Origin of the sequence: Corticicoccus populi, from assembly GCF_042686195.1 — a bacterium.
Lineage (GTDB): Bacteria > Bacillota > Bacilli > Staphylococcales > Salinicoccaceae > Corticicoccus > Corticicoccus populi.
The window spans coordinates 41,710-61,364 of record NZ_JBHUOQ010000004.1 but is presented as its reverse complement, the minus strand read 5'-3'; the positions used below and the strand labels follow the sequence as shown (position 1 = coordinate 61,364).

Sequence of the window (19,655 nt, the reverse complement as noted above, 5' to 3'; positions counted from 1 at the left end):
TATGTATAAATGGATGATAATAGGCGGTGGCATTCAGGGAAGCTGTGTGGCTTCTCGTTTGTTGTCAGAAAAGAAAGTAACTCAAGAGGAATTGATTATTATTGATCCTCATGCCGAACCCTTGGAGCGGTGGAGACATACAACAGGAAAAATTGGGATGGATTATTTGAGATCTCCTGTTGTCCATCATTTAGATACGAACCCTTTTAGTTTAAAACAGTATGCATCTAAGCATGATTATGCTGCTTCTTTTAGAGGACAGTACAAACGGCCGCGTCTCGATATGTTTAATGAGCACTGTTTGGATTTGATGGAAGAGACAGGCGTGATGAATTGCTGGAAACAAGGCACAGTGAACCGGCTTTCAAAAACAAAAAACGGGTGGGAGGTTGAACTTGATGATGCTTCATGTGTTACCAGTGAGAAAGTGATATTGGCGATTGGTGTTAATCATGTTCCCTTCTATCCAGAATGTATGGATAAGTATAAAAAAGAGGAGAGTATCACACATGTATTTGATATGAATCATCAACTTCCGGACTCCGGCGATGTGATTATTGTAGGCGGGGGTATGACAGCCGGACATCTGGCGTGTACACTATCCAGTAATAAAAATATTCAGTCTGTTCATTTAATTAAACGTCATCCATTCAGAATCAACCGTTTTGATAGTGATCCGGGATGGCTGGGACCGAAATACATGGATGGATATCACAATGTGACAAGTTATAAAGACAGACGGTTGATGATTAAAGAAGCGCGGAATAGAGGATCTGTCACGAAGGATTTATATAAAAAGATTAAAAAATATGAAAGGAACGGTGATTTGAAAGTTCATACCGGGGACATTAAAGATATGATAGAGACAAATGGACGCTTCAGGTTGGAACTCCAGGGTGGAAAGGTGCTGGAAGGGAGTGCGGTAGTACTTGCGACGGGTGCAGATATTAAAATGCCGGGGAAATCCTGGATTGATCCGGTTATAAAAGAGATGAATCTGCCTTGTGCGCCCTGTGGATTCCCGGTAGTGTCCAAATCATTGGAATGGAAGCAGGGACTTTATGTGGCAGGTGCACTCGCAGAACTTGAAATAGGACCTGTTGCAAGAAATATTGCCGGCGCCAGAAAGGTATCGGAAAGGATTACCCAGTTTGCATAACATTAGGATATTGAGTATCAGTCAATGGCTGATGCTTTTTTATGTTATGATATACAAAATATGGATATGGAATTTGGAGAACAGTGATGAATATGAATGGAATAATAAAAGAAACGAAGCGTCTCTTTATCCGACCGATGAAAAGAAAAGATTACCCGGCATGGCTGCATTCATTTCAAAACCGGAAGCCGTCACAGTATAAATATGATCCGGGTATCATGGATATGAGTATCTGCACTGAGGCGTGGTTCCAATCATTGGTGGATAAACATAAAAAGATGGCTGAAGATGATGAGGTTTATGTGTTCGGGATTTTTAGAAAAGACGACGGGGCACATATCGGAAACATTGATTTCTCTACGCTTCTCAGAATGAATTTTCAATGGGCGTGTTTCGGCTATACTGTACACAATCAGTATTTCAGGCAGGGAGACGGCAGTGAAGCGGTCAAAGCGGCCTTTGAAATTGCCTTTGAACACTTGAATTACCAGCGTATAGAGGCCCATATTAATCTTGATAACCATCCGTCGATTAAACTTGCCGAGAGTGCCGGTATGTCGTTTGAATGTGTGAGACAAGGGTTTATATATGAAGATAATCAGTGGACAGACCATCTGGTTTATACGATTCAAAGAAGCTGAATACTAGAGAATAGGTGATAACATGATGAGTCAGAACTTTATAAACTTTGCTGATAATGAATGTAAGGGTTCGAGCCGGTTATATGAACAGCTCTCACTTCATATTGCCAAAACGCCGTGCCTCCTTAATCTATGCAGAAATATTTCCAGAAATCAGCCGGTGCCGAATTTATTTTTTGCAGCGGTACATTACCTTCTGTTAAAAGGGTATGATGACAGACTGTCAGAGATGTATCATGAGAAAGACATCGATTTCAACAGCTTATTCGATGCATTTGAAGAATTCTGTCTGGAACATCAACAAGCACTCATTCAGGTAATGAATCAGAAACGTGTACAGACTAATGAAGTACGGAGAACAGCGTATTTGTATCCTTTATTTAGTATGATCAGTCAGAAAAATGATGCACCAATTAGTTTGATAGAAATTGGAACAAGTGCAGGGCTCAATCTGTGTGCGGATCAGTACCGTTATGTTTATGAGGGAGTGGAGGGAACATTCGGCAACAGTACATCAGAGCTTGAAATTCATTCTAAAATAATTGGAGAAATGACGCATGATTTAAATCATATTCCTGATATAAGAGACCGGATTGGAATTGATTTGAACGTAATGGATTTAAATACAGACGATGATTATTTATGGCTGAAGGCATTAATATGGCCGGAACATCACCAAAGAAGAGAGATGCTGAAGGCAGCTAAAGAGATAGTGACAGCTGAGAACGTTGAATTGATTGAAGGGGATGCTGTATCTATTTTGGACAGTACCGTTCAGAATATTAATACAGAAAATACACTCTGTATTTTTCATACACATGTCGCTAATCAGATGAGTGAAGATCAAAAAGAAGAACTTCTTAAAGCAGTCGATTTAATCGCTGACGGAAGAACGGTGTATCATATATATAATAATATATTTGATAAAAAACTACGTATGGATGAATATACCGGCGGCAGAAAAAACAGTTATCTAATCGGTGAAACAGACGGACATGGCAGGTGGTTCGAATGGAAAATTCAACAGTTTATATGAGGGGGAGCGGGATGTATTATTCAACAGAGGAGCGGGAAGCAGAATACCAGGAAATGCTTAAGTTTCTAAAGGAAGACCGGGATGTCATCGGTATAGTTCAGATTGGTTCGGGGGTCTCCGGTTATAACGATGTATTTTCGGATATTGATTTAATGGTAGTGGTGAACAGTATCGATTCGGTGGACGGCGTCAGAAATCATATCATGCAGTATTTTGAAGGAGAAAATCTTCTTTATTCAAAAACATTTGCTTTTACAGAACATATTCTGATGACAATCAATATGCTGAATCATTTTCTTGAGTTTAATATATCTGTAATGACTGTGAAGGATATATCGATGAAATCGAAGATGATAAGGTGCATATATGAAGAAACGGGAGAGGTTTCAAGAAAGATTGCAGCGTTATCTGAAGCGTATGAAAAGAAAGAAAGTCTGGATCAAATGTGGGTGGATACATTTGTATATTATTCTCTCACGCTTTTTAGAGAATTTGAAAGAGAAAATTACATTTATATCAATCATATACTGGAAGATTTAAGATATTATACACGAACGATTCAGGTTGAGAATGAAGGGAAAAAGCTGCATCAATTCAAGGCCTTTAACACGTTAGATGAAACATTTATTAAAAAGTATCTTGATACATATACTGAGAATCAGAACAAAGAGGGGCTTATTAAATCATTCAACAAAATTAAATTGCTGTTTATAGAAGTGGTTGGAAACAGTGAAACGCTCAGTCTTGGTGAAGTGCTCCGCAGTGCACTGCTTAAGACCGAATACTAGATGGGGAACACAGTAAAACAGGCACAGGGCATCTGGGAATCATGACTTATTTATTGAAGGGAATCAATTGGAAATGATGACTCATCTAAGGTGATACTGAACGAGTACAAGGATTAGAATCAATTTTTGATTCGTTGTTTCTCTATATTATTGGAAAGGGATGTGGTGTCAGTAATCATCTGTTCTGCCCTGTGCGCTGTACTGTTTTCCAAAAGGTGGTTACTCTTATGGAACAATATCTCTATAAGATGTCTGAATGTGATATAGAATAATCAGAATAAAGATATTCATATATTTAGGTTACCCTAAAAATTATGTTTAGTCAACCTAAAATGATATCTTTAAGTAATAGTGAGGTGTAGTATGTTACTCTTATTTAATATATTTTACACATCTGTTCCGTGAGGTTTGAAAGCCGGCAGATTGATAAAACCGCTGTGCCTGAGTGTTGGATATCCAGTAATCCAGTTCAATGGAATGGCAGTCCAGTTCTTTTGCTTTCTTTTCGAGGCGTTCCATAATGAACTGGCCGAAGCCCTGGCCCTGCTGTTCTGAACGGATACAGATTTGATCAATGAACAGTACTTTTTCTCTGTATTTAAATGGATTTTCCGGTTTTTCATCTATTTTATATATCACATATCCAGCTGGGACACTGTCACAATACAGCACTTCGAAATCATGTCACTCTGTGTGATTAAACTTGAGAAAAATGATTCAATGTCTTTTTTTATATACGGTTTAAAAACATCAGGATGTTCTGCAACATGCAGGTCCTGGACCTCCTTGTTGAGTTCTGCAATAAGGCCGGCATCCAATGTACGTCTGAGATTCAGTTCCATACGCATCCCCTTTACAAAATTTTTTCATAGTATAAAAACTGGTCGATTTTTCCGGGCAGTATTTCTTCTTTGTCACCGGTTTTAATATGTTTGAATCCGGCATGTGTTAATACTTTCTGTGAGCCGATATTGGATAGTGTAGTCTGTGCATTAATTTTTTGCAGTGCTTTTTCTTCTGCAGATGTAATCAACTGCAGTAACGCTGACTTTGCGATTCCTTTCCCTGTGTACTGTTCACCGATACGATAACCGACCTCTGACACATGGCGGTCTATTTTTGTTAAATTGATTCTGCCGGTAATTTCATCAGAAGTATTCATGATTAAATAAAAAAAGTCGACACCGTTATTTTGGCTTTTGATAAGAACATCATTTCTAATCACAAAATTTGGATATTCATAATAAGCGTCACCTCTGCCGGGGACGCTCTGTTCAAAATACCGGCGGTTGAGTTTTTCAAATGCGTAAAGCTGTTCAAATAATTCTTCAGAGAGCGGGCGTAAACTGATTTCCATGATATATTCATCCATTCTTTATGATTTACTGTTAAGGTTATTATAGATTAAAACATGGCTGTAAGGGGAATAATATTATTACTTTAGGGGGAGAGTGTTTTGTGAAAATATTTCATTTTAACGGGCAGACAGGCCGTCGGGTGACGAAGTATGGTTCAAATTTCATATTAAACAAAATGATTCAGACAGAACAGCCGGCACAGATTGTACATATGGACTTAAAGGGCGGCGACAATATCGGTGCGCATGAAACACATGTAAATCAGTTGTTCATTGTGACCGGCGGCAGTGGATATGTCAGAGGCTGTGAAGATATCTGGTACGAAGTATCTTCTGGTGAGGCGGTGGGTTTCTCTGCCGGAGAAGTTCATGAAACACGGACAGACAGCGGTTTAACTGCGATTGTGATTGAATCGGAATCCATGGATTCCGGACAATTTATGGAGGAAAAGGAGCGTTGAATATGCACGGTGGTATTCATCATATTGAGATCTATACGGGCAATTTAAATCAAAGCCGTGAATTTTACAGTAACATTTTAGGGAAGCTCGGCTATACATTGTATCAGGAATGGGAAGAAGGATTCAGTTTAAAACTTGGCAGTACGTATATTGTTTTTGTACAGGCAGAAGAAAAGTATCTGATTAACGGCTATCACAGAAAGAATATCGGCTTAAATCATCTGGCATTTTCAGTGTCGGATACAGAGTCAGTGGATGAATTGAGGCAGTATTTAATAGACAGTGATATTCCGCTGTTATATGACGGGGAATATCCGTATGCGGGCGGCGGAAGTCATTATGCTGTTTATTTTGAAGACCCGGACCGGATTAAGCTTGAAATTGCTGCTGAATATAATGAATAAAATATGAGGGGGATAAATGATGGAAAGAATTCTGGCAGTACATATGGATTTGGAAGAGGAATATGTGAAAGAAATTGAAGAAGCGGCGGAAGGGTGGTCTGTTCATACAGGCAAAGATTTATCCGAGGATATTTTAAAAGAGGCGGAGATTTTATTTCACTGGAAAAAAGATAAGGAGGCGCTCTATTTTAAAAATGACTGCCTGAAGTGGGTACAGACATTCAGTGCAGGAGTGGACTCACTCGATTTAAAGCAAATATCTGAAAAGAAAATTACTTTAACCAGTGCGAGCGGTGTGCACAGGTATCCGATTTCAGAAACTATTTTTGCTTTCATGCTTGGATTTACAAGGGAGTTTCATACGTATCAAAAAGCGCAGCAGAAAAAAGAATGGAGCAGGACAAGGCCGGGCGGTGAAATTCACGAAAAAACCATTGCGATACTCGGTGTTGGTGAAATCGGACGGGAAACTGCCAAAATTGCGAAGGCATTTAATATGACAGTGCTCGGTGTCAGGAATTCAGGAAAAGCGGTAGATAATGTGGATGAAATGTATACTCCGGACCAGTTGACAGAAATTTTAAGAAGGAGTGATTTTGTTATTTCAGCACTGCCTCTTACAAAAGAAACTCATCACTTAATCGGTAAAGCACAATTTGCTGAGATGAAAGACAGTGCGTTCATCGTTAATATCGGACGGGGACCTGTGGTGGATGAAGCGGCGCTTATAGAGGCACTGAAAAATAAACAGATCGCAGGTGCAGGACTGGATGTTTTTGAAAGTGAACCATTGTCAGAGGAAAGTGCACTGTGGGATATGGATAATGTAATTATCACACCTCATACAGCAGGATCCACCGACCATTATAATGGGAGAGTAGTAAGGGATATCTTTATTCCGAATTTGAAAGAATATCTCAGAGGAGCACAACCTTCAATCAACAGGTATAATCACGAGCGTGGGTACTAAATTTAAGTTATAATGGATATTAATGGATGATATGAATCGGGAGGGATAACATGAATCAAATTATTGAAAAAGAGACTTCACTCGTTCTTTCAGCAGTACAGTTTATGGCTGTACGTATTTTCAATATCATTACTTTAGGCAAAATAAGTGCTGCAGTGAGAACAGAAAAAGCATTAAAAGCTGAGTTTCAGGAACTGAAGAAAAACAGAAATAAGATTTAAAGGCTGCCCCCGGAATTTTCCGGGGGTATATTATATATGAACAGCGGGGAGCAGGCGGTACAGTTTTGAAAAGTTATGATATATTTGAATGAATACATAGGAATATTTATGTACTGTCGTTCTCTGGGAATCCGGGTCATTGGAAACTGAGCATCCAATAATCATCCGGTAATGACGGCGATTATGGAAAATAGGGGAGGGGTTATTTTGCTGAGTATAGGTATTGTCGGTTCTGAATCAACTGCGGCGCGAATTCTGGCGCTTTCAGGCAATTTTAAAGCAGAGAATGATGTTACATTTGTTAAGTTTGCCTATGATAACGTACAGGATACACATAGTATTGTCAGAGAAAATGATGAGCGTATTGATATATGGCTGTTTTCAGGGGAGTTGTCCTTCATGATAGCGAAAAGGGCGCTTTCAACTGATGATCACCTGGTCTATGTAAAAACAACTGAAGCGAACCTTTATAGATGTTTTTTAGAAATCGGTCATGATCATAATAACACTGTTGATACTGTAAGCATCGACGATAATGCAGAGGACACAATCAATGACGCGATGGAGCAGCTGAGTTTTAATTTCGGGGAGATTTTTATTCAAACCTATGACGTGGATACAGATATTGAAGGATTGTATGAACATCACCTGTCATTGTATGAAGCAGGAAAAGTTAAAGCTGTGATTACGAGTTTTCAGAAGGTTTATAGTAATCTCTCTGAACAGGGAATTCCGGCATACTGGTATACGATGAGCAATACAGAAATTAGGCAGGCGCTTCTTATAGTAAAGGAAAAGATGAAGACACTGTATTTTAAGGAGACACAGATTGCGATTGTTATGGTGGATATGGACGGGTTCGATAAAATTATTGAAAATGCAAAAAGTCCGTATCAGCTGCAGTATATGGAGCTGAAGATTAAGGAACAGTTGATTGAGCTGTGTCAAAGCTTGAACGGCTCTCTACTTGAAAAAGGGAACGGCAGGTATGCAATATTCAGTTCCAGGGGGATTATAGAAAAGAATATCGGGAAAATTAACCAGTTGAAGCAGTCATTCAGCAACGTGCATAATATTACGGCTTCTATTGGAATCGGGTTTGGGGAGACCGCTTTTTCAGCAGAACTGAATGCGGTGCAGGCGGTCCGACAGACTGAAAAACGAACGCATCCCGAGTCTGTAATGATTCAGGATGAGGGGGTTGTCATTGAAACCCGCGGGAATAAAAAGCATATGGCATTTTCAACGGTTTCAACAGAAGGTATTGTGTCGGACAAACTGAAGGACGCGAATATCAGCTTACGGACGTATAATAAAATTATCGGGATGATTAACAGCCTTGGAAGGCCTGAATTTACATCAAAAGACCTGGTGAATCATCTTCACATTGAGGCGCGTAATTCAAGAAGAATAGTAACGAATCTCAGTCAGGCCGGTCTGTTGGAACATGTAGGGGATCAGGCATCAGAGACAAAAGGCAGACCGAGTAAAGTATACCGGTTAGTGAGTGTAAAAGATTAAATAGAAGTCCGGTCAGAAGAGGAGTATAATAAATGCTGCTCTTCTTTTTATTTTAAATATTGCAAATATTTCATTAATGGTGTATTATGAAAACATCATTATAGGTATGTTAAAGGGTATTTACCCTTTAATGATCTATATCATTAAAGAAACAAGGGGGAACTAAAATGGAAGATTGGGGATTTTGGTCTGTATTACCTGCAATTATCGCAATAGTTTTAGCGTTTGCTACAAGGAATGTTATATTTTCTTTATTTGTCGGTGCATTCTCGGGGATTTTAATTTTGTCGCTGGGTAATCCGCTGGACGCGATTCGAACACTGATTGGAGATTATTTCTTCGTGCAGTTGTCAGACGGTTATAATGCAGGAGTGATTGTGCTGCTGTTATTTATAGGTGGTTTTGTTACTCTTATGGAGAAATCAGGCGGGGGCCGGGCTTTTGCCGGAAGTGCCACCAAGTTTCTGAATACAAGGGTTAAAGCACAGATGGGTACATGGTTCGGCGGAATTATTATTTTCTTCTCGGATCTTGGCACACCGCTGATTGTCGGCCCTGTTTTTGAATCATTATATGACAAATTGAAGATTTCAAGAGAAAAGCTGGCATGGATTATTGACTCTACAGCATCACCTGTTGCTGTAATGGTGCCTTTTATCGGCTGGGGAGTCTATATTATGGGACTCATCAATCAGGAGTATCAGAGACTCGGAATCACAGAGAGTGATTTTACCGCTTTTATGAACTCCCTGCCGTTTTTCATATATCCGATTCTTGCGGTGTTGATTGTACCGTTGATTGTATTTACAAAACTTGATTTCGGACCGATGAAAAATGCTGAGAAAAGAACATTTGAAACAGGTGAGAGATTCTGGCCGAACTCAAAACCAATGAGAATGCCGGAAGATTTGAAAGCAGCTGAAAATTCAAGAAGTAAGCCGATTTTAATCTGGCTGCCTCTGATTGTATTGTTTGTGACGTTATTTGGCTTATTAATTCCGCAGGGATTCCCGATGACGCCGGTTGACGGGGATATTTTCAGAGTGGCCTTAACAACAGCATATCTGTTTGCAGGTCTTACACTGCTTATTCTGATGGTTGGTTTTAAAGTGAAAACAATCGCAGAGTCATTTGAAATTTATACTTCAGGTATGCAGAAGATGACAAACGTAATTATCATTTTGATTTTAGCATGGTCTTTAGGCGGCGTGCTGGGTGCAATGGGAACTGCAGAGTACATCGTTCAGCTTGTTGACGGTAATGTACCGTTAGTATTTGTTCCGTTACTTATCTTCATCGTTGGTGCGGTAATGTCCTTTGCGAGCGGTTCATCATGGGGAACTTTTGCGATTATGCTGCCTCTGGCGATTCCTTTGGCATTTCATTTGGACATTTCAATTTATATCGCAATCGGTGCAGTGATTTCAGCCGGGATATTTGGTGACCACTGTTCACCAATCTCAGATACAACTGTCCTGTCTTCAACCGGTGCAGGATGTGACCATATTGATCACAATAAAACCCAGATTCCAATTGCGGTCTTTAACAGTGTGATTACAATGGCAGCACTCATGTTTGCCTCAATCACAGAAAGTCAGTGGACAGCATTGTTCGCGATAGTATTAATGGTTATTGGTACATTTATATTGAGCAGATTTAATTTTAAAGAAAAGAATGCATAGTATTAATGGTTGAATATGACCGATAAACATCAAGGAGGAAATTGAATAATGAAGCTTTGGGGCGGACGTTTTCGAAAAGCAGAAGATCAAATCATGGAGGAGTTCAACAGCTCTCTCGATATAGACAGACGTTTATATTTTGAAGATATTACGGGAAGCATTGCACATGTAAATATGCTGACTGCCTGTGAAATTCTGACTGAAGACGAAGGACAGAAAATATTAGACGGTTTGAAGTCTATTCTTTCTGATATTGAAGATGGCAGACTTAAGGTTGAAGGAGATTACGAAGATATTCACAGCTTTGTCGAGGTCAATTTGATTGAAAGAATCGGTGAGGTCGGAAAGAAACTTCATACTGGACGTAGCAGAAATGATCAGACCGCAGTGGATACAAGAATGTATACAAGAAAGAAAGCACGGGAAGTTATCGATGTGCTCGTGACACTGAAAGAAAGTCTTAAAAAGACCGCCGATGAGAACCCTGTTATTATGCCGGGATATACTCATCTTCAGCGGGCACAGGTCATTACATTCAAGCATCATTTGATGGCCTACTATGAAATGGTTTCAAGAGATATTAAAAGAGTGGAAAATGCACTGGAAAACATGGATGAGAATCCTTTGGGCTGTGGTGCACTTGCAGGGACTACACATGATATTAACCGTGAAATGACAACAAAAGAACTTGGGTTTTCAAAGGCAAAAGCCAATATGATGGATGGTGTCAGTGACAGAGACTACCTGATTGAGTTGAGTTCAGCATTTGCTGTTTTGATGATGCATTTAAGCCGTCTCAGTGAAGAACTGATTTTATGGAGCAGTCAGGAATTTGATTTTATCGAAATTGATGATGCCTACTCGACCGGCAGCAGTATCATGCCGCAGAAGAAAAATCCGGATGCAGCAGAGCTGATTCGCGGTAAGACTGGACGGGTTTACGGTGCATTAATGTCACTCCTGACCGTGATGAAAGGCCTTCCTCTCACATATAACAAGGATATGCAGGAAGAGAAAGAGATTTTCTTCCCGGCACTCGACAACACAATCTCATGTGTGAAAATTATGAGTCATATGATTGAAACCCTTAAAGTGAAAGAAGAAAGCATGAAACGTGCAGTGAAAAAAGGATTTTTAAACGCGACAGAGCTTGCGGACTATCTGGTGAAGCAGGGCGTGCCGTTCAGAGATGCCCACGGAATTGTCGGTAATATTGTCATCTACTGCGAAAATAATGAAAAAGGTATTGAAGACTTAACAGTCGAAGAGCTTAAAACATTCAGCAGTGATATAGGTGATGATATCTATGATTATATCGATTATGAAAACATCCTGAAAAAAGGAACAAAAGTCGAGTTGTTGTAGCAGCTGACGTTGGCTTATAACGGATATTTTATCTAAGGAATCTACAAACAATTATGCAAAAGACCAGCCTCTAAAGCTGGTCTTTTGCATTTCTTAAATAGGTAATAAAGGTCTCAATCAGTTCACGTTTCAGTGGATTTTTATCTGCGATGGCATCAAAGTGAATATCTGTATTAAACGGGTAGCCCATTGAAATAGCAGTGATGGATTCATTCTGCAAATAGGGATCGTTATAAAGCATTAAATCCGATACAATACTGACGCCGGTGCCATTAGATACCGAACGGAACAGGACACTCGGGTTTTTAGTATTGAATAGTATATTGAGCGGACCGTTTTCAGCTTCAAAGTGTTCGATTTGAAGATTGTAAAATTCTCTGTCGAACAGGATGAAAGGGTACTGCTGTATGTCATAAAGTGTCACAGTATCATGAAATGCAAGTCTTGAATCTTTAGGAACAATGGCTTTGAAACGGGTGGATAAGAAGAGTGGATATACTGAGAACTCAGCGGCAGCTTCTTCATTCGCATGAAGTGAACATAATCCGATATCCGCTTCCCGACGCGATGCTGCGGCAATGATTTCATCGTTCTCTCTTTCTATCATCTGCACTTCAATCTGCGGGTAATCTTCCTTGAAGCGTGCGAGTGCCTGAGGGATGAGTGTCATAAATAATGATGGTGTTGTCGCAACAGTCAGTGTTCCCTTAAGTGTCGCAGAAAGTGTAGTGGCTGTGTCTCTAAGCTTTCTCTCAGCCTCAAGTATTTCCAAAATAACCGGAATCAGTTTTCTGCCGTTCTCTGTAGGAATAGTGCCGCTTCTTGAACGCTGAAACAAGCGGTGCCCGAGTTCCTTTTCAAGACTGACGATGGACTGACTTAATGCAGACTGGCTGATATGAATCTTTTCTGCGGCATGGGTCATTGAGCCGGTCTCTATAATCCCTTTTACATAATTTAATTGGTCAAAGTTAATTCTTGGTCACCTTCCATAAGTTCGGCTAATGTAAACATCTATTATTTTAATTATACAATAATAATATTAATACCTATACTGATATAGTAATGTTTTTAGAAAGCGGTGTTTATTACTATGACAGAAAAGATATGGACTAAAGATTTTCTTCTGATTACTTTTGTTAATTTTTTAATGTATATCATTCATTATTCACTGATTGTTACCATGACAATCTTTACGATAGAAAAATATCACGCCAGTGAAGGCATGGGTGGTCTCGCGGCAGGAATATTTATCATCGGTATGCTGTTCGGCCGGTTATACGCCGGTAAGTACATCGACCAGGTGCAGCCGAAAAATATACTCTTGATCGGGCTTTTTGCATCCGTCATAACCATTGCGTTGTATTTTACGATTCACAGTCTGGTGATATTGATGCTTGTCAGATTCCTTCACGGTATTGCATTTGGTATTTCCTCAACATCGACAGGTGCAATTGCCTCTAAAATTGTACCGGAATCCCGTAAAGGGACCGGTATCGGCTACTATGCGCTGAGTACAACGGTCGCATCCGCCATCGGTCCGTTTATCGGTATTCTGATTAACGGAGAACTTGGATATCAAGTCAACTTTGTCTTCTGTCTTTCAGTCATTATCTTCAGTCTGTTAATGTCTGTTTTTGTGAATAAAGTCCCTGTAACACCTGTTTCAGCGGCGGAAAACGAATCAGTGAAAGGCATCTCAAAATATCTTCAGAAAGAAGCACTGCCGATTTCAATTGTTGCGGTATTTGTCGGTGTGGCATATGCAGGTGTGCTGTCATTTTTAACAGCTTATACAGAAACCATCGGCCTCGTAACAGTAGCAAGTTTCTTTTTTATTGTGTATGCAGTAAGTACACTCGTTACCCGTCCGTTTACAGGTAAAATATTTGATTACTACGGTGAGAATAAAGTGATGTATCCGGCGTTTATTTCATTTATTATCGGACTCAGTATTCTGGGATTATCGACCACCGGTTTTACGCTGCTTTTGTCAGCCGTATTTATCGGTATCGGCTACGGTACGCTGATCCCAAGCTCCCAGGCAATTGCGGTCAAAGCAGCACCGAAAGAGAAAATCGGTCTTGCGACATCTACATTTTATATGCTTGCAGACCTTGGTGCCGGATTTTCACCATTTATCCTCGGGCTTCTCATTCCCGTCCTCGGCTATCGTCATCTCTACCTGGCACTTTCCGTGTTGGTACTTTTATTGATCGGACTTTACTATATCCTTCACGGCAGAACAGCAGCTGCAGAAAGAAAAACAGTATAAAAGTATAAAAAAACGTCCCGGAAAGGGACGTTTTCATTATTCACCGAGTTTAATTTCATCTACAAAAATCATTTTCCGGTAATAATCGAGCTCCACTAAATCAGACGGGCTGAAGTAGTCTTTTTCAGGAGGCAGGTGGCTGAAGCCGGCTTCACTCAGCATCCGTGCGACAAACTGGGAGCAGAACATGATATTCGGCCGGAAAGAATGCCGTGTCAGAAGTCCGACTAAATTATACGAACTGCCTTCCTCATTAATTGTTTTAATATTTTCTTTCAGCGTTATCTTTTGTTCACGTGTACACTCGAGTCTGTAAATCAGTATTTTAGCATTTTCCGATTTCTGCAGGAACTTTATCGTTTCATGGTTCATGCCGGGTTTATGAAGTCCGTTTCCGCTGTTGAAGCTGACAATAGTGTTCAGTTCGGGGTCAAATGACAGTGAAGCATGATTGTATTCTTTTTTTGTAAATAAAGAAATCATGTCATTCGCAGGGGTTCCGGTATATGAAATCACAACATAAATATTAGAATCATCCATGGTCTGATCGACAGCTTTGAAATAGTCATCATCCAGGGAGTCTTTATTAATGTACTCAAAAGAGTTCGTACTTTTCATATTTTCTGTGAGTGTCTTTAAATTACTGCCGTTCAGCTTCTTCTGCAGGCTGCCGACTTTACCGATATCACGACTGATCATCTGATGATTTAAATACAAATTGTTAAAGGATACTCATCTGCCGCCGTCCCGATTCTCATTAAATTTAATATATCTATCCACAAAAAGCGGAGCAAAGATTAAAATCATCAGAAACAGACGTTCAATCAGTGAAACACCGAGCCAGGAATCGGAGTTGTCGAGCATATTAACCGCAATGGTAATCTGTATACTTAAACAAATGGAGTAGAGTATGAGTGACAAAAACTTGTTCCACTTAGTAATGACACGTCTGAAAGTCAGCCATACCAAATAGATAAATGTGATAATGTAACTGTATATAAAAGCGGGCAGAGACCCGGATATTAACATGTAGCAAAGTGCGAGTATAATCATGATATTCAGGATGGATTTATCTTTTTTGTTAATCATTTTATTTATAGTCCTTTACTGTATTAAATATTTTAGAAACACTTCAGGAGAAATGAGTACATAATCTTCATCTAATGTGTGTTTCATGACAGCGGTGCCCTGAAGTGACGCGAAATAGTGGATGGCGAGACTGTAGCTGTTTCCGGAATTAAAGACATGCTTTTTCTGCCCGGCTTCAATTAATTTTGAAAGACTGTTTATCATTTCTTTGTCAGTCCTTATAATTTCATCAAGAAGTAATGAGTCCGTATTTTTCAGTGTCAGGTGCTGTGCGATGAGGAGCATATTTTTTGTTGTCCGGTCATCGTTCTGCAGGTCATTGAAAATACGGCCGGTGACGTCTTCCAGTGTTTCACGGGGCGTCTCTATATCTTGAAATTGAACGGTAATATGTTTAAGACCGTCAATCGCGTCCCTTAAAATTTCTTCAAACAGGCTCTGTTTTGAATCAAAGTATCTATAGAGGAGTCCTGTACTGATACCTGCATCCTTTGCGATATTTTTAATTGTAGTATTTGGATATGTGTTTTTGATGAAAGTATCCACTGCAGAACTTAAAATATGTATCCTTGATGATTCCCTCATCTTTTTGAACCGCTCGGTTTGAGTATTCACATCAGACAGCCTCCTTTTATATTAATGAATGAATGTTCATTCATTATAAAATAATATGTATGTTAAAGCAATTTATTTTGACAGTTAATATCGCTGTCGCCTGTACTATGACTCATTCAGAAAGTTGAAAGGATCAGCTAAAAACCGTAAAGTAGCCACCAAAAAAGGCACACTTCTTAAAGTGTGCCCGGGTTAATCTATTCAGTTACTTTTACGAGTGTTTCTAAATTGCGCTGCATCAATGAAATATAGTCTTCTCCGTTATCAATGTCTTCTTCTGTACGGACTTCCATATTATGAATGACTTCTGCTTCAGCACCAATCTCATCCTGGATGACTCTTGAAATTTTGCCTTCGTTATTCTGCTCATACAGTACATAGTCGAGGTTGTAATCCTGTGCAGCATTGATGAGTTCACCAAGCTGTCTCTGGGAAGGCTCATCTGTCATTGAGTATCCTGTAATCGGAATTTGTTCAACACCGTACTTTTCCCAGTAGCCGAATGCCGCATGCGGAACGATGATATGTTTCTCTTCTCCGTCATTCAAAGTGTCATTAAATTCCTGATCAAGATTTTCCAAATCAGCTTTTAACGACTCAAAGTTTTGGGAATAAAGTGCTTCCTCTTCAGGATTTAAAGCGGTCATTTCATCTCTCACGATCTCAGCAACTTCGATCATTTTCAGCGGATCAATCCAGATATGAGGGTCTGAATCCTCATGGTCATCGATAACAATATCTACTGCATCGGATTCTTCGATGACTTCACCGTTCTCATCGAGAGCGGCAACTTTTACCTGAGCAAGTGAACTGGTTGCTTCACCTTCAAATACAGTCTCATCAGACTGATCTGATTCCTGCCAGTCTTCATCGTCCGGCGATAGTGTATACCACTGCAGTGTATCGTAGTCGAGGTCCGCTGAAACATTCAGTTCGACGATGTCTCCGGTATGATAATGACCTGCAAGGTCTTCAATAGTAATACTGCCGTCTGAGGATGTGTCATTACCCGCTTCTTCGGTATTTTCTTCATTCTGATCTTCATCATGATGTGCATCTTCACCTTCATGATCATCAATAATGATATCGACAGGCTCGGATTCAGTCAGTACTTCATGGCTCTCATCAAACTGTTCAGCTTTTACCTGAGCGATTTCATCAGTTGCTTCCAGTTCAATTGTATCATGATATTCACCACTCACTTCAGACCACTCATCACTTTCAGATGCGCGGGTATACCAGTGAAAATGATCAGTTCCTCCTGTATATTCAGCGGTGATTTCAATCGTATCACCAGTGTGATAATGATCTTGCACACCTTGAAGTGTAACAGAAGCATCTCCAGAGTCTGCTGGTTCTTCTTCGTTATGCGGTGTTTTCTGGAACAGCTCTTCATGTTCAGACAGACCGATTAATTCAACATCTTCACTGCCGAGCGCTGATGCGATAGAATCGGAAAAAGCTTCCATCGAGTCACCGACATAGAAAAAAGCATCTCCATCTGCAAACTTGGTCATTTCCTGAATGGTCGGCTCGTAGGAATGACCGTCCGCACCGGGAGGATAAACTGATGACACATCAACAGTATCGCCGCCGATTTCCTGCGCAATATATTCAAGAGGATAAACAGTAGTATAAATAGTTAAATCCGTTTCACTCTCTGATTCATTACCGTTTTGGCATGCTGCTGCGAGTGCAGCAGCAATGATTAAAAATATTAATTTAAAATTTTTCAATTTAATAAAATCCTTTCAAATCTTGATACTAGTGTAACAGTAAATCATCGACAATTTGTTGAGTACTGTAATCTACAGGGTAGTATGTCGGCCAGTGATCTACTTCATCAAGCAGTTCATCTCTGTCATCGCCCCAATACAGGTGGTAGTGACCGGATTTTTTCGGTGCGATATTATGATCACTGAACTGTACAAATTGAGGCGCTTCTTCATCACCGGATTCAAGTTCAAATACAAAACGTACACCGCGGTTGCCTGCTTCATATTCCAAAACTTCATAGCCGTCATTTACGTAAGTACCTGAATATGTTTCATCCCCGTCGTGGAATGTAAATTCCCCGTCTTCGGTAATGTCGATATTATCTACTTCAGTCGCATAACCTGTCTCATAATATTCTTTATATTCTTCAAATGTCATTCCGTCTTCTTCTTCGGCTCTTTGTTCGTAAACTTCATCGAGGTCGCCGTTTTCAAAATAAGGATATACAGATTTCCATTCTCCTGCCCAGTCGGAAATCTCTCTGTCAGCGATATCTTCATCATCAAAGTAACCTTCGTATACTTCACTGTCGTGATCATCAATTGTAACAGTGACCGGTTCGGATTCTCCGATGACATTATGGTCGCCGTCATACAAAACAGCCTTAATCTGCTGGCTGTCTACAGCCTCTGCGTCAAAAGTACTGCTTTCAGCACCTTCGACAGCTTCCCATTCACCTTCATCTCCGCCTCTTATGTACCAGTGCCAGTGACCGTCTCCTTCATCAGCATCAGTTTCTGCTGTCAGGCTGACAGTATCCCCGGTGTGATAGTGGTGTGCAAACCCTTCGATTGCCACATCTCCGGCGTTTTCATCTGAAGATTCGTCATGGTCGTGAGACTCTTCGCCATGATCATGGGATTCTTCGGTCTCTTCAGATGCAGCTTGTTCTTCACTTTCTTCTGTTGATGCCTGTTCTTCAGTTGCCGCTTCATCTTCAGCACTGTTGTCAGCAGTTTCTTCCTCTCCCTGACATGCTGCCAGCATTAGAGCAAGAGATAATATTCCTGCACTTTTTAATAAAGTGATTTTCTTCATGTATAACCGCTCCTTTGTTTTAATCGTAATAATTACGTTTTAAATAGTATCATCATATTCTGATAAATACAATAGTTTTTTAGGAATGTTATATCGAACAGTTTAACTTTCCCGTGGACAGGGCATGGTTATAGTAAGGAAACTGTGGGTTTTAAATGCAGCTGAAGGTACTCGACAGGAGGGAACAAATGAGAAAAGAGATTAAAGATATTAGAGAAAATGAAAAAATATATCATGAGACTTTCTACGAAAAAGAAACCATATATGAACAGGGGAGCTGGCTGAGTCAGCCGGCAAAGAATGTGATGGAGGCTTTAAAGTGTGTGGATATCACAAAAGAGATAAATGTTTTGGATCTTGGATGCGGGACAGGGCGTCATTCAATAGTGATTTCTGAAATGTTGAAACCGGGTTCTGCCGTGGACTGTGTAGACATACTCGATTCAGCTGTTGAAATATTGTTGAAGAATGCGGAGAAATTCGGTGTAGAGGAAAAGATTAATGGCATAGTTCAGGAAATAGATGACTTTTTTATAAAGAAACAGAGGAAGTATGATTTTATTGTTGCGGTGTCTGCATTGGAGCATGTAAGAGATGAAAATACATTTGATGAAGTACTGACTGCCTTGAAAAATCATTTAACTGAAGCGGGTGTGATATGTTTAATCATTAATTCCGGAATTATTGAAAAAGACAAATATACAGGTGAAGCACTATTGCCTCAGTTTGAAATTAATATGACTACAGATATGCTGCTTGATAAATTAAGGTCAACTTTTAAAGAGGAAGAATTAATAAAAGAAGAGATTAAGCATTTAAACTATGAGATATTAAGGGGAAATAGAGCAGTTAATCTCACAACAAATGCTGTGACATATGTTGTGAAACATTCGAAAAAAACAATGCAGGGAGTTTAAATAATGGGAAATGTTTATTATGTTATTTACGCACTGATTCTCGGGATACTTGCTGTATATACTGGAGAAATAGTGACCTTTATTATGCTGGGTCTGATATTGATGAGTCTTGAAAATATTCATCGGACTATAAAAAAGAATGTATCAGAAGATGAATCAGGAAGCGGCACAGATATTAAACAGAATGATGTTTAGCCTATGAAGTGAAGGGGTTCGAGAACATTGGGTATATTACTGCTGCAAAATAAAAGGGTTTTAACTTAAGAACCCGGGGAGATTAAATACAGGTTGATAATTATTTAAAACAGGCACTGCGCATTTACTGCGGCAGTGCCTGTTT

General features: G+C 39.7%; 23 protein-coding genes. 14 read left to right on the top strand and 9 right to left on the bottom strand.

Going from position 1 to position 19,655, the window contains the following annotated elements:
• Position 1 precedes the first annotated feature (1 nt).
• The 4 genes from ACFSX4_RS09955 to ACFSX4_RS09940 all read left to right on the top strand — a co-directional run bounded on the left by ACFSX4_RS09955 (position 2) and on the right by ACFSX4_RS09940 (position 3,624).
• Complete coding sequence (locus tag ACFSX4_RS09955) at positions 2-1,159, top strand: FAD/NAD(P)-binding protein (RefSeq protein WP_377774146.1); 1,158 nt, start codon at positions 2-4, stop codon at positions 1,157-1,159.
• Positions 1,160-1,251: 92 nt separating this feature from the next.
• A complete protein-coding gene (locus ACFSX4_RS09950) occupies positions 1,252-1,800 on the top strand; it encodes a GNAT family N-acetyltransferase (protein ID WP_377775369.1) in 549 nt (182 codons plus the stop codon).
• 25 nt (positions 1,801-1,825) lie between these two features.
• The gene (locus ACFSX4_RS09945) at positions 1,826-2,836 is read left to right on the top strand and encodes a DUF2332 domain-containing protein (RefSeq protein WP_377774144.1); all 1,011 of its coding nucleotides are present in this window, start codon (positions 1,826-1,828) and stop codon (positions 2,834-2,836) included.
• A gap of 11 nt (positions 2,837-2,847) precedes the next feature.
• Entirely contained in the window at positions 2,848-3,624 is a 777-nt protein-coding gene (locus ACFSX4_RS09940; RefSeq protein ID WP_377774142.1) for a hypothetical protein, read from the top strand.
• A 372-nt stretch (positions 3,625-3,996) separates the two neighbouring features.
• Here ACFSX4_RS09940 and ACFSX4_RS09935 read toward each other — a convergent pair whose 3' ends face one another.
• The 3 genes from ACFSX4_RS09935 to ACFSX4_RS09925 are packed head-to-tail and all read right to left on the bottom strand — an operon-like array spanning position 3,997 to position 4,981.
• Positions 3,997-4,263: a GNAT family N-acetyltransferase gene (locus ACFSX4_RS09935; RefSeq protein ID WP_377774140.1), complete on the bottom strand. Its 267-nt coding sequence runs from the start codon at positions 4,261-4,263 to the stop codon at positions 3,997-3,999.
• A complete protein-coding gene (locus ACFSX4_RS09930; protein ID WP_377774139.1) occupies positions 4,260-4,466 on the bottom strand; it encodes a hypothetical protein in 207 nt (68 codons plus the stop codon). The genes ACFSX4_RS09935 and ACFSX4_RS09930 overlap by 4 nt, the downstream gene beginning before the upstream one ends.
• A gap of 11 nt (positions 4,467-4,477) precedes the next feature.
• Positions 4,478-4,981 (bottom strand): GNAT family N-acetyltransferase, encoded by a 504-nt coding sequence (locus tag ACFSX4_RS09925; protein ID WP_377774137.1) that lies wholly within the window; start codon positions 4,979-4,981, stop codon positions 4,478-4,480.
• Between the two features lie 101 nt (positions 4,982-5,082).
• On the opposite strand from ACFSX4_RS09925, the gene ACFSX4_RS09920 reads away from it, so the two are divergent.
• From ACFSX4_RS09920 to argH, 7 genes are all read left to right on the top strand, one after another.
• Complete coding sequence (locus ACFSX4_RS09920) at positions 5,083-5,442, top strand: cupin domain-containing protein (RefSeq protein WP_377774135.1); 360 nt, start codon at positions 5,083-5,085, stop codon at positions 5,440-5,442.
• A gap of 2 nt (positions 5,443-5,444) precedes the next feature.
• Positions 5,445-5,846 (top strand): VOC family protein, encoded by a 402-nt coding sequence (locus tag ACFSX4_RS09915; RefSeq protein WP_377774133.1) that lies wholly within the window; start codon positions 5,445-5,447, stop codon positions 5,844-5,846.
• Positions 5,847-5,862: 16 nt separating this feature from the next.
• Positions 5,863-6,816, top strand: coding sequence for a D-2-hydroxyacid dehydrogenase (locus ACFSX4_RS09910; RefSeq protein WP_377774131.1), 954 nt, complete (start codon positions 5,863-5,865; stop codon positions 6,814-6,816).
• 50 nt (positions 6,817-6,866) lie between these two features.
• A complete protein-coding gene (locus ACFSX4_RS09905; protein ID WP_377774129.1) occupies positions 6,867-7,037 on the top strand; it encodes a hypothetical protein in 171 nt (56 codons plus the stop codon).
• A 207-nt stretch (positions 7,038-7,244) separates the two neighbouring features.
• Entirely contained in the window at positions 7,245-8,558 is a 1,314-nt protein-coding gene (locus ACFSX4_RS09900; protein WP_377774127.1) for a hypothetical protein, read from the top strand.
• 167 nt (positions 8,559-8,725) lie between these two features.
• Positions 8,726-10,240 carry a Na+/H+ antiporter NhaC family protein gene (locus ACFSX4_RS09895; RefSeq protein WP_377774125.1) on the top strand — a complete coding sequence of 505 codons (1,515 nt, stop codon included), beginning with the start codon at positions 8,726-8,728 and terminating at the stop codon, positions 10,238-10,240.
• Between the two features lie 48 nt (positions 10,241-10,288).
• Positions 10,289-11,605 carry an argininosuccinate lyase gene (argH, locus tag ACFSX4_RS09890; RefSeq protein WP_377774123.1) on the top strand — a complete coding sequence of 439 codons (1,317 nt, stop codon included), beginning with the start codon at positions 10,289-10,291 and terminating at the stop codon, positions 11,603-11,605.
• A 70-nt stretch (positions 11,606-11,675) separates the two neighbouring features.
• On the opposite strand, the gene ACFSX4_RS09885 is transcribed toward argH, so the two are convergent.
• A complete protein-coding gene (locus tag ACFSX4_RS09885) occupies positions 11,676-12,581 on the bottom strand; it encodes a LysR family transcriptional regulator (RefSeq protein WP_377775367.1) in 906 nt (301 codons plus the stop codon).
• A gap of 117 nt (positions 12,582-12,698) precedes the next feature.
• Between ACFSX4_RS09885 and ACFSX4_RS09880 the strand changes: the two genes are divergently transcribed.
• Positions 12,699-13,880 (top strand): MFS transporter, encoded by a 1,182-nt coding sequence (locus ACFSX4_RS09880; protein WP_377774121.1) that lies wholly within the window; start codon positions 12,699-12,701, stop codon positions 13,878-13,880.
• Positions 13,881-13,916: 36 nt separating this feature from the next.
• On the opposite strand, the gene ACFSX4_RS09875 is transcribed toward ACFSX4_RS09880, so the two are convergent.
• The 5 genes from ACFSX4_RS09875 to ACFSX4_RS09855 all read right to left on the bottom strand — a co-directional run bounded on the left by ACFSX4_RS09875 (position 13,917) and on the right by ACFSX4_RS09855 (position 18,398).
• Positions 13,917-14,597, bottom strand: coding sequence for a hypothetical protein (locus ACFSX4_RS09875; protein ID WP_377774119.1), 681 nt, complete (start codon positions 14,595-14,597; stop codon positions 13,917-13,919).
• A gap of 15 nt (positions 14,598-14,612) precedes the next feature.
• The gene (locus tag ACFSX4_RS09870; protein ID WP_377774117.1) at positions 14,613-14,969 is read right to left on the bottom strand and encodes a hypothetical protein; all 357 of its coding nucleotides are present in this window, start codon (positions 14,967-14,969) and stop codon (positions 14,613-14,615) included.
• A gap of 15 nt (positions 14,970-14,984) precedes the next feature.
• Positions 14,985-15,584 carry a TetR/AcrR family transcriptional regulator gene (locus tag ACFSX4_RS09865; RefSeq protein ID WP_377774115.1) on the bottom strand — a complete coding sequence of 200 codons (600 nt, stop codon included), beginning with the start codon at positions 15,582-15,584 and terminating at the stop codon, positions 14,985-14,987.
• 197 nt (positions 15,585-15,781) lie between these two features.
• On the bottom strand, positions 15,782-17,320 hold the full coding sequence (locus ACFSX4_RS09860) for a metal ABC transporter solute-binding protein, Zn/Mn family (protein ID WP_377774113.1): 1,539 nt from the start codon (positions 17,318-17,320) through the stop codon (positions 15,782-15,784).
• Between the two features lie 28 nt (positions 17,321-17,348).
• On the bottom strand, positions 17,349-18,398 hold the full coding sequence (locus ACFSX4_RS09855) for a ZinT family metal-binding protein (protein WP_377774111.1): 1,050 nt from the start codon (positions 18,396-18,398) through the stop codon (positions 17,349-17,351).
• A gap of 188 nt (positions 18,399-18,586) precedes the next feature.
• On the opposite strand from ACFSX4_RS09855, the gene ACFSX4_RS09850 reads away from it, so the two are divergent.
• Both ACFSX4_RS09850 and ACFSX4_RS09845 read left to right on the top strand, forming a co-directional pair.
• On the top strand, positions 18,587-19,315 hold the full coding sequence (locus ACFSX4_RS09850; protein WP_377774109.1) for an SAM-dependent methyltransferase: 729 nt from the start codon (positions 18,587-18,589) through the stop codon (positions 19,313-19,315).
• 3 nt (positions 19,316-19,318) lie between these two features.
• Positions 19,319-19,510, top strand: coding sequence for a hypothetical protein (locus ACFSX4_RS09845; RefSeq protein WP_377774107.1), 192 nt, complete (start codon positions 19,319-19,321; stop codon positions 19,508-19,510).
• The last annotated feature ends 145 nt before the right edge of the window (positions 19,511-19,655 follow it).

Coding starts and splice junctions, on each gene's coding strand:
- ACFSX4_RS09850 (WP_377774109.1), top strand. CDS start 18,587: ATGAGAAAAGAGATTAAAGATATTAGAGAAAATGAAAAAATATATCAT.
- ACFSX4_RS09905 (WP_377774129.1), top strand. CDS start 6,867: ATGAATCAAATTATTGAAAAAGAGACTTCACTCGTTCTTTCAGCAGTA.
- ACFSX4_RS09895 (WP_377774125.1), top strand. CDS start 8,726: ATGGAAGATTGGGGATTTTGGTCTGTATTACCTGCAATTATCGCAATA.
- ACFSX4_RS09955 (WP_377774146.1), top strand. CDS start 2: ATGTATAAATGGATGATAATAGGCGGTGGCATTCAGGGAAGCTGTGTG.
- ACFSX4_RS09845 (WP_377774107.1), top strand. CDS start 19,319: ATGGGAAATGTTTATTATGTTATTTACGCACTGATTCTCGGGATACTT.
- ACFSX4_RS09880 (WP_377774121.1), top strand. CDS start 12,699: ATGACAGAAAAGATATGGACTAAAGATTTTCTTCTGATTACTTTTGTT.
- ACFSX4_RS09940 (WP_377774142.1), top strand. CDS start 2,848: ATGTATTATTCAACAGAGGAGCGGGAAGCAGAATACCAGGAAATGCTT.
- ACFSX4_RS09950 (WP_377775369.1), top strand. CDS start 1,252: ATGAATGGAATAATAAAAGAAACGAAGCGTCTCTTTATCCGACCGATG.
- argH (WP_377774123.1), top strand. CDS start 10,289: ATGAAGCTTTGGGGCGGACGTTTTCGAAAAGCAGAAGATCAAATCATG.
- ACFSX4_RS09915 (WP_377774133.1), top strand. CDS start 5,445: ATGCACGGTGGTATTCATCATATTGAGATCTATACGGGCAATTTAAAT.
- ACFSX4_RS09870 (WP_377774117.1), bottom strand. CDS start 14,969: ATGATTAACAAAAAAGATAAATCCATCCTGAATATCATGATTATACTC.
- ACFSX4_RS09925 (WP_377774137.1), bottom strand. CDS start 4,981: ATGGAAATCAGTTTACGCCCGCTCTCTGAAGAATTATTTGAACAGCTT.
- ACFSX4_RS09930 (WP_377774139.1), bottom strand. CDS start 4,466: ATGGAACTGAATCTCAGACGTACATTGGATGCCGGCCTTATTGCAGAA.
- ACFSX4_RS09855 (WP_377774111.1), bottom strand. CDS start 18,398: ATGAAGAAAATCACTTTATTAAAAAGTGCAGGAATATTATCTCTTGCT.
- ACFSX4_RS09945 (WP_377774144.1), top strand. CDS start 1,826: ATGAGTCAGAACTTTATAAACTTTGCTGATAATGAATGTAAGGGTTCG.
- ACFSX4_RS09910 (WP_377774131.1), top strand. CDS start 5,863: ATGATGGAAAGAATTCTGGCAGTACATATGGATTTGGAAGAGGAATAT.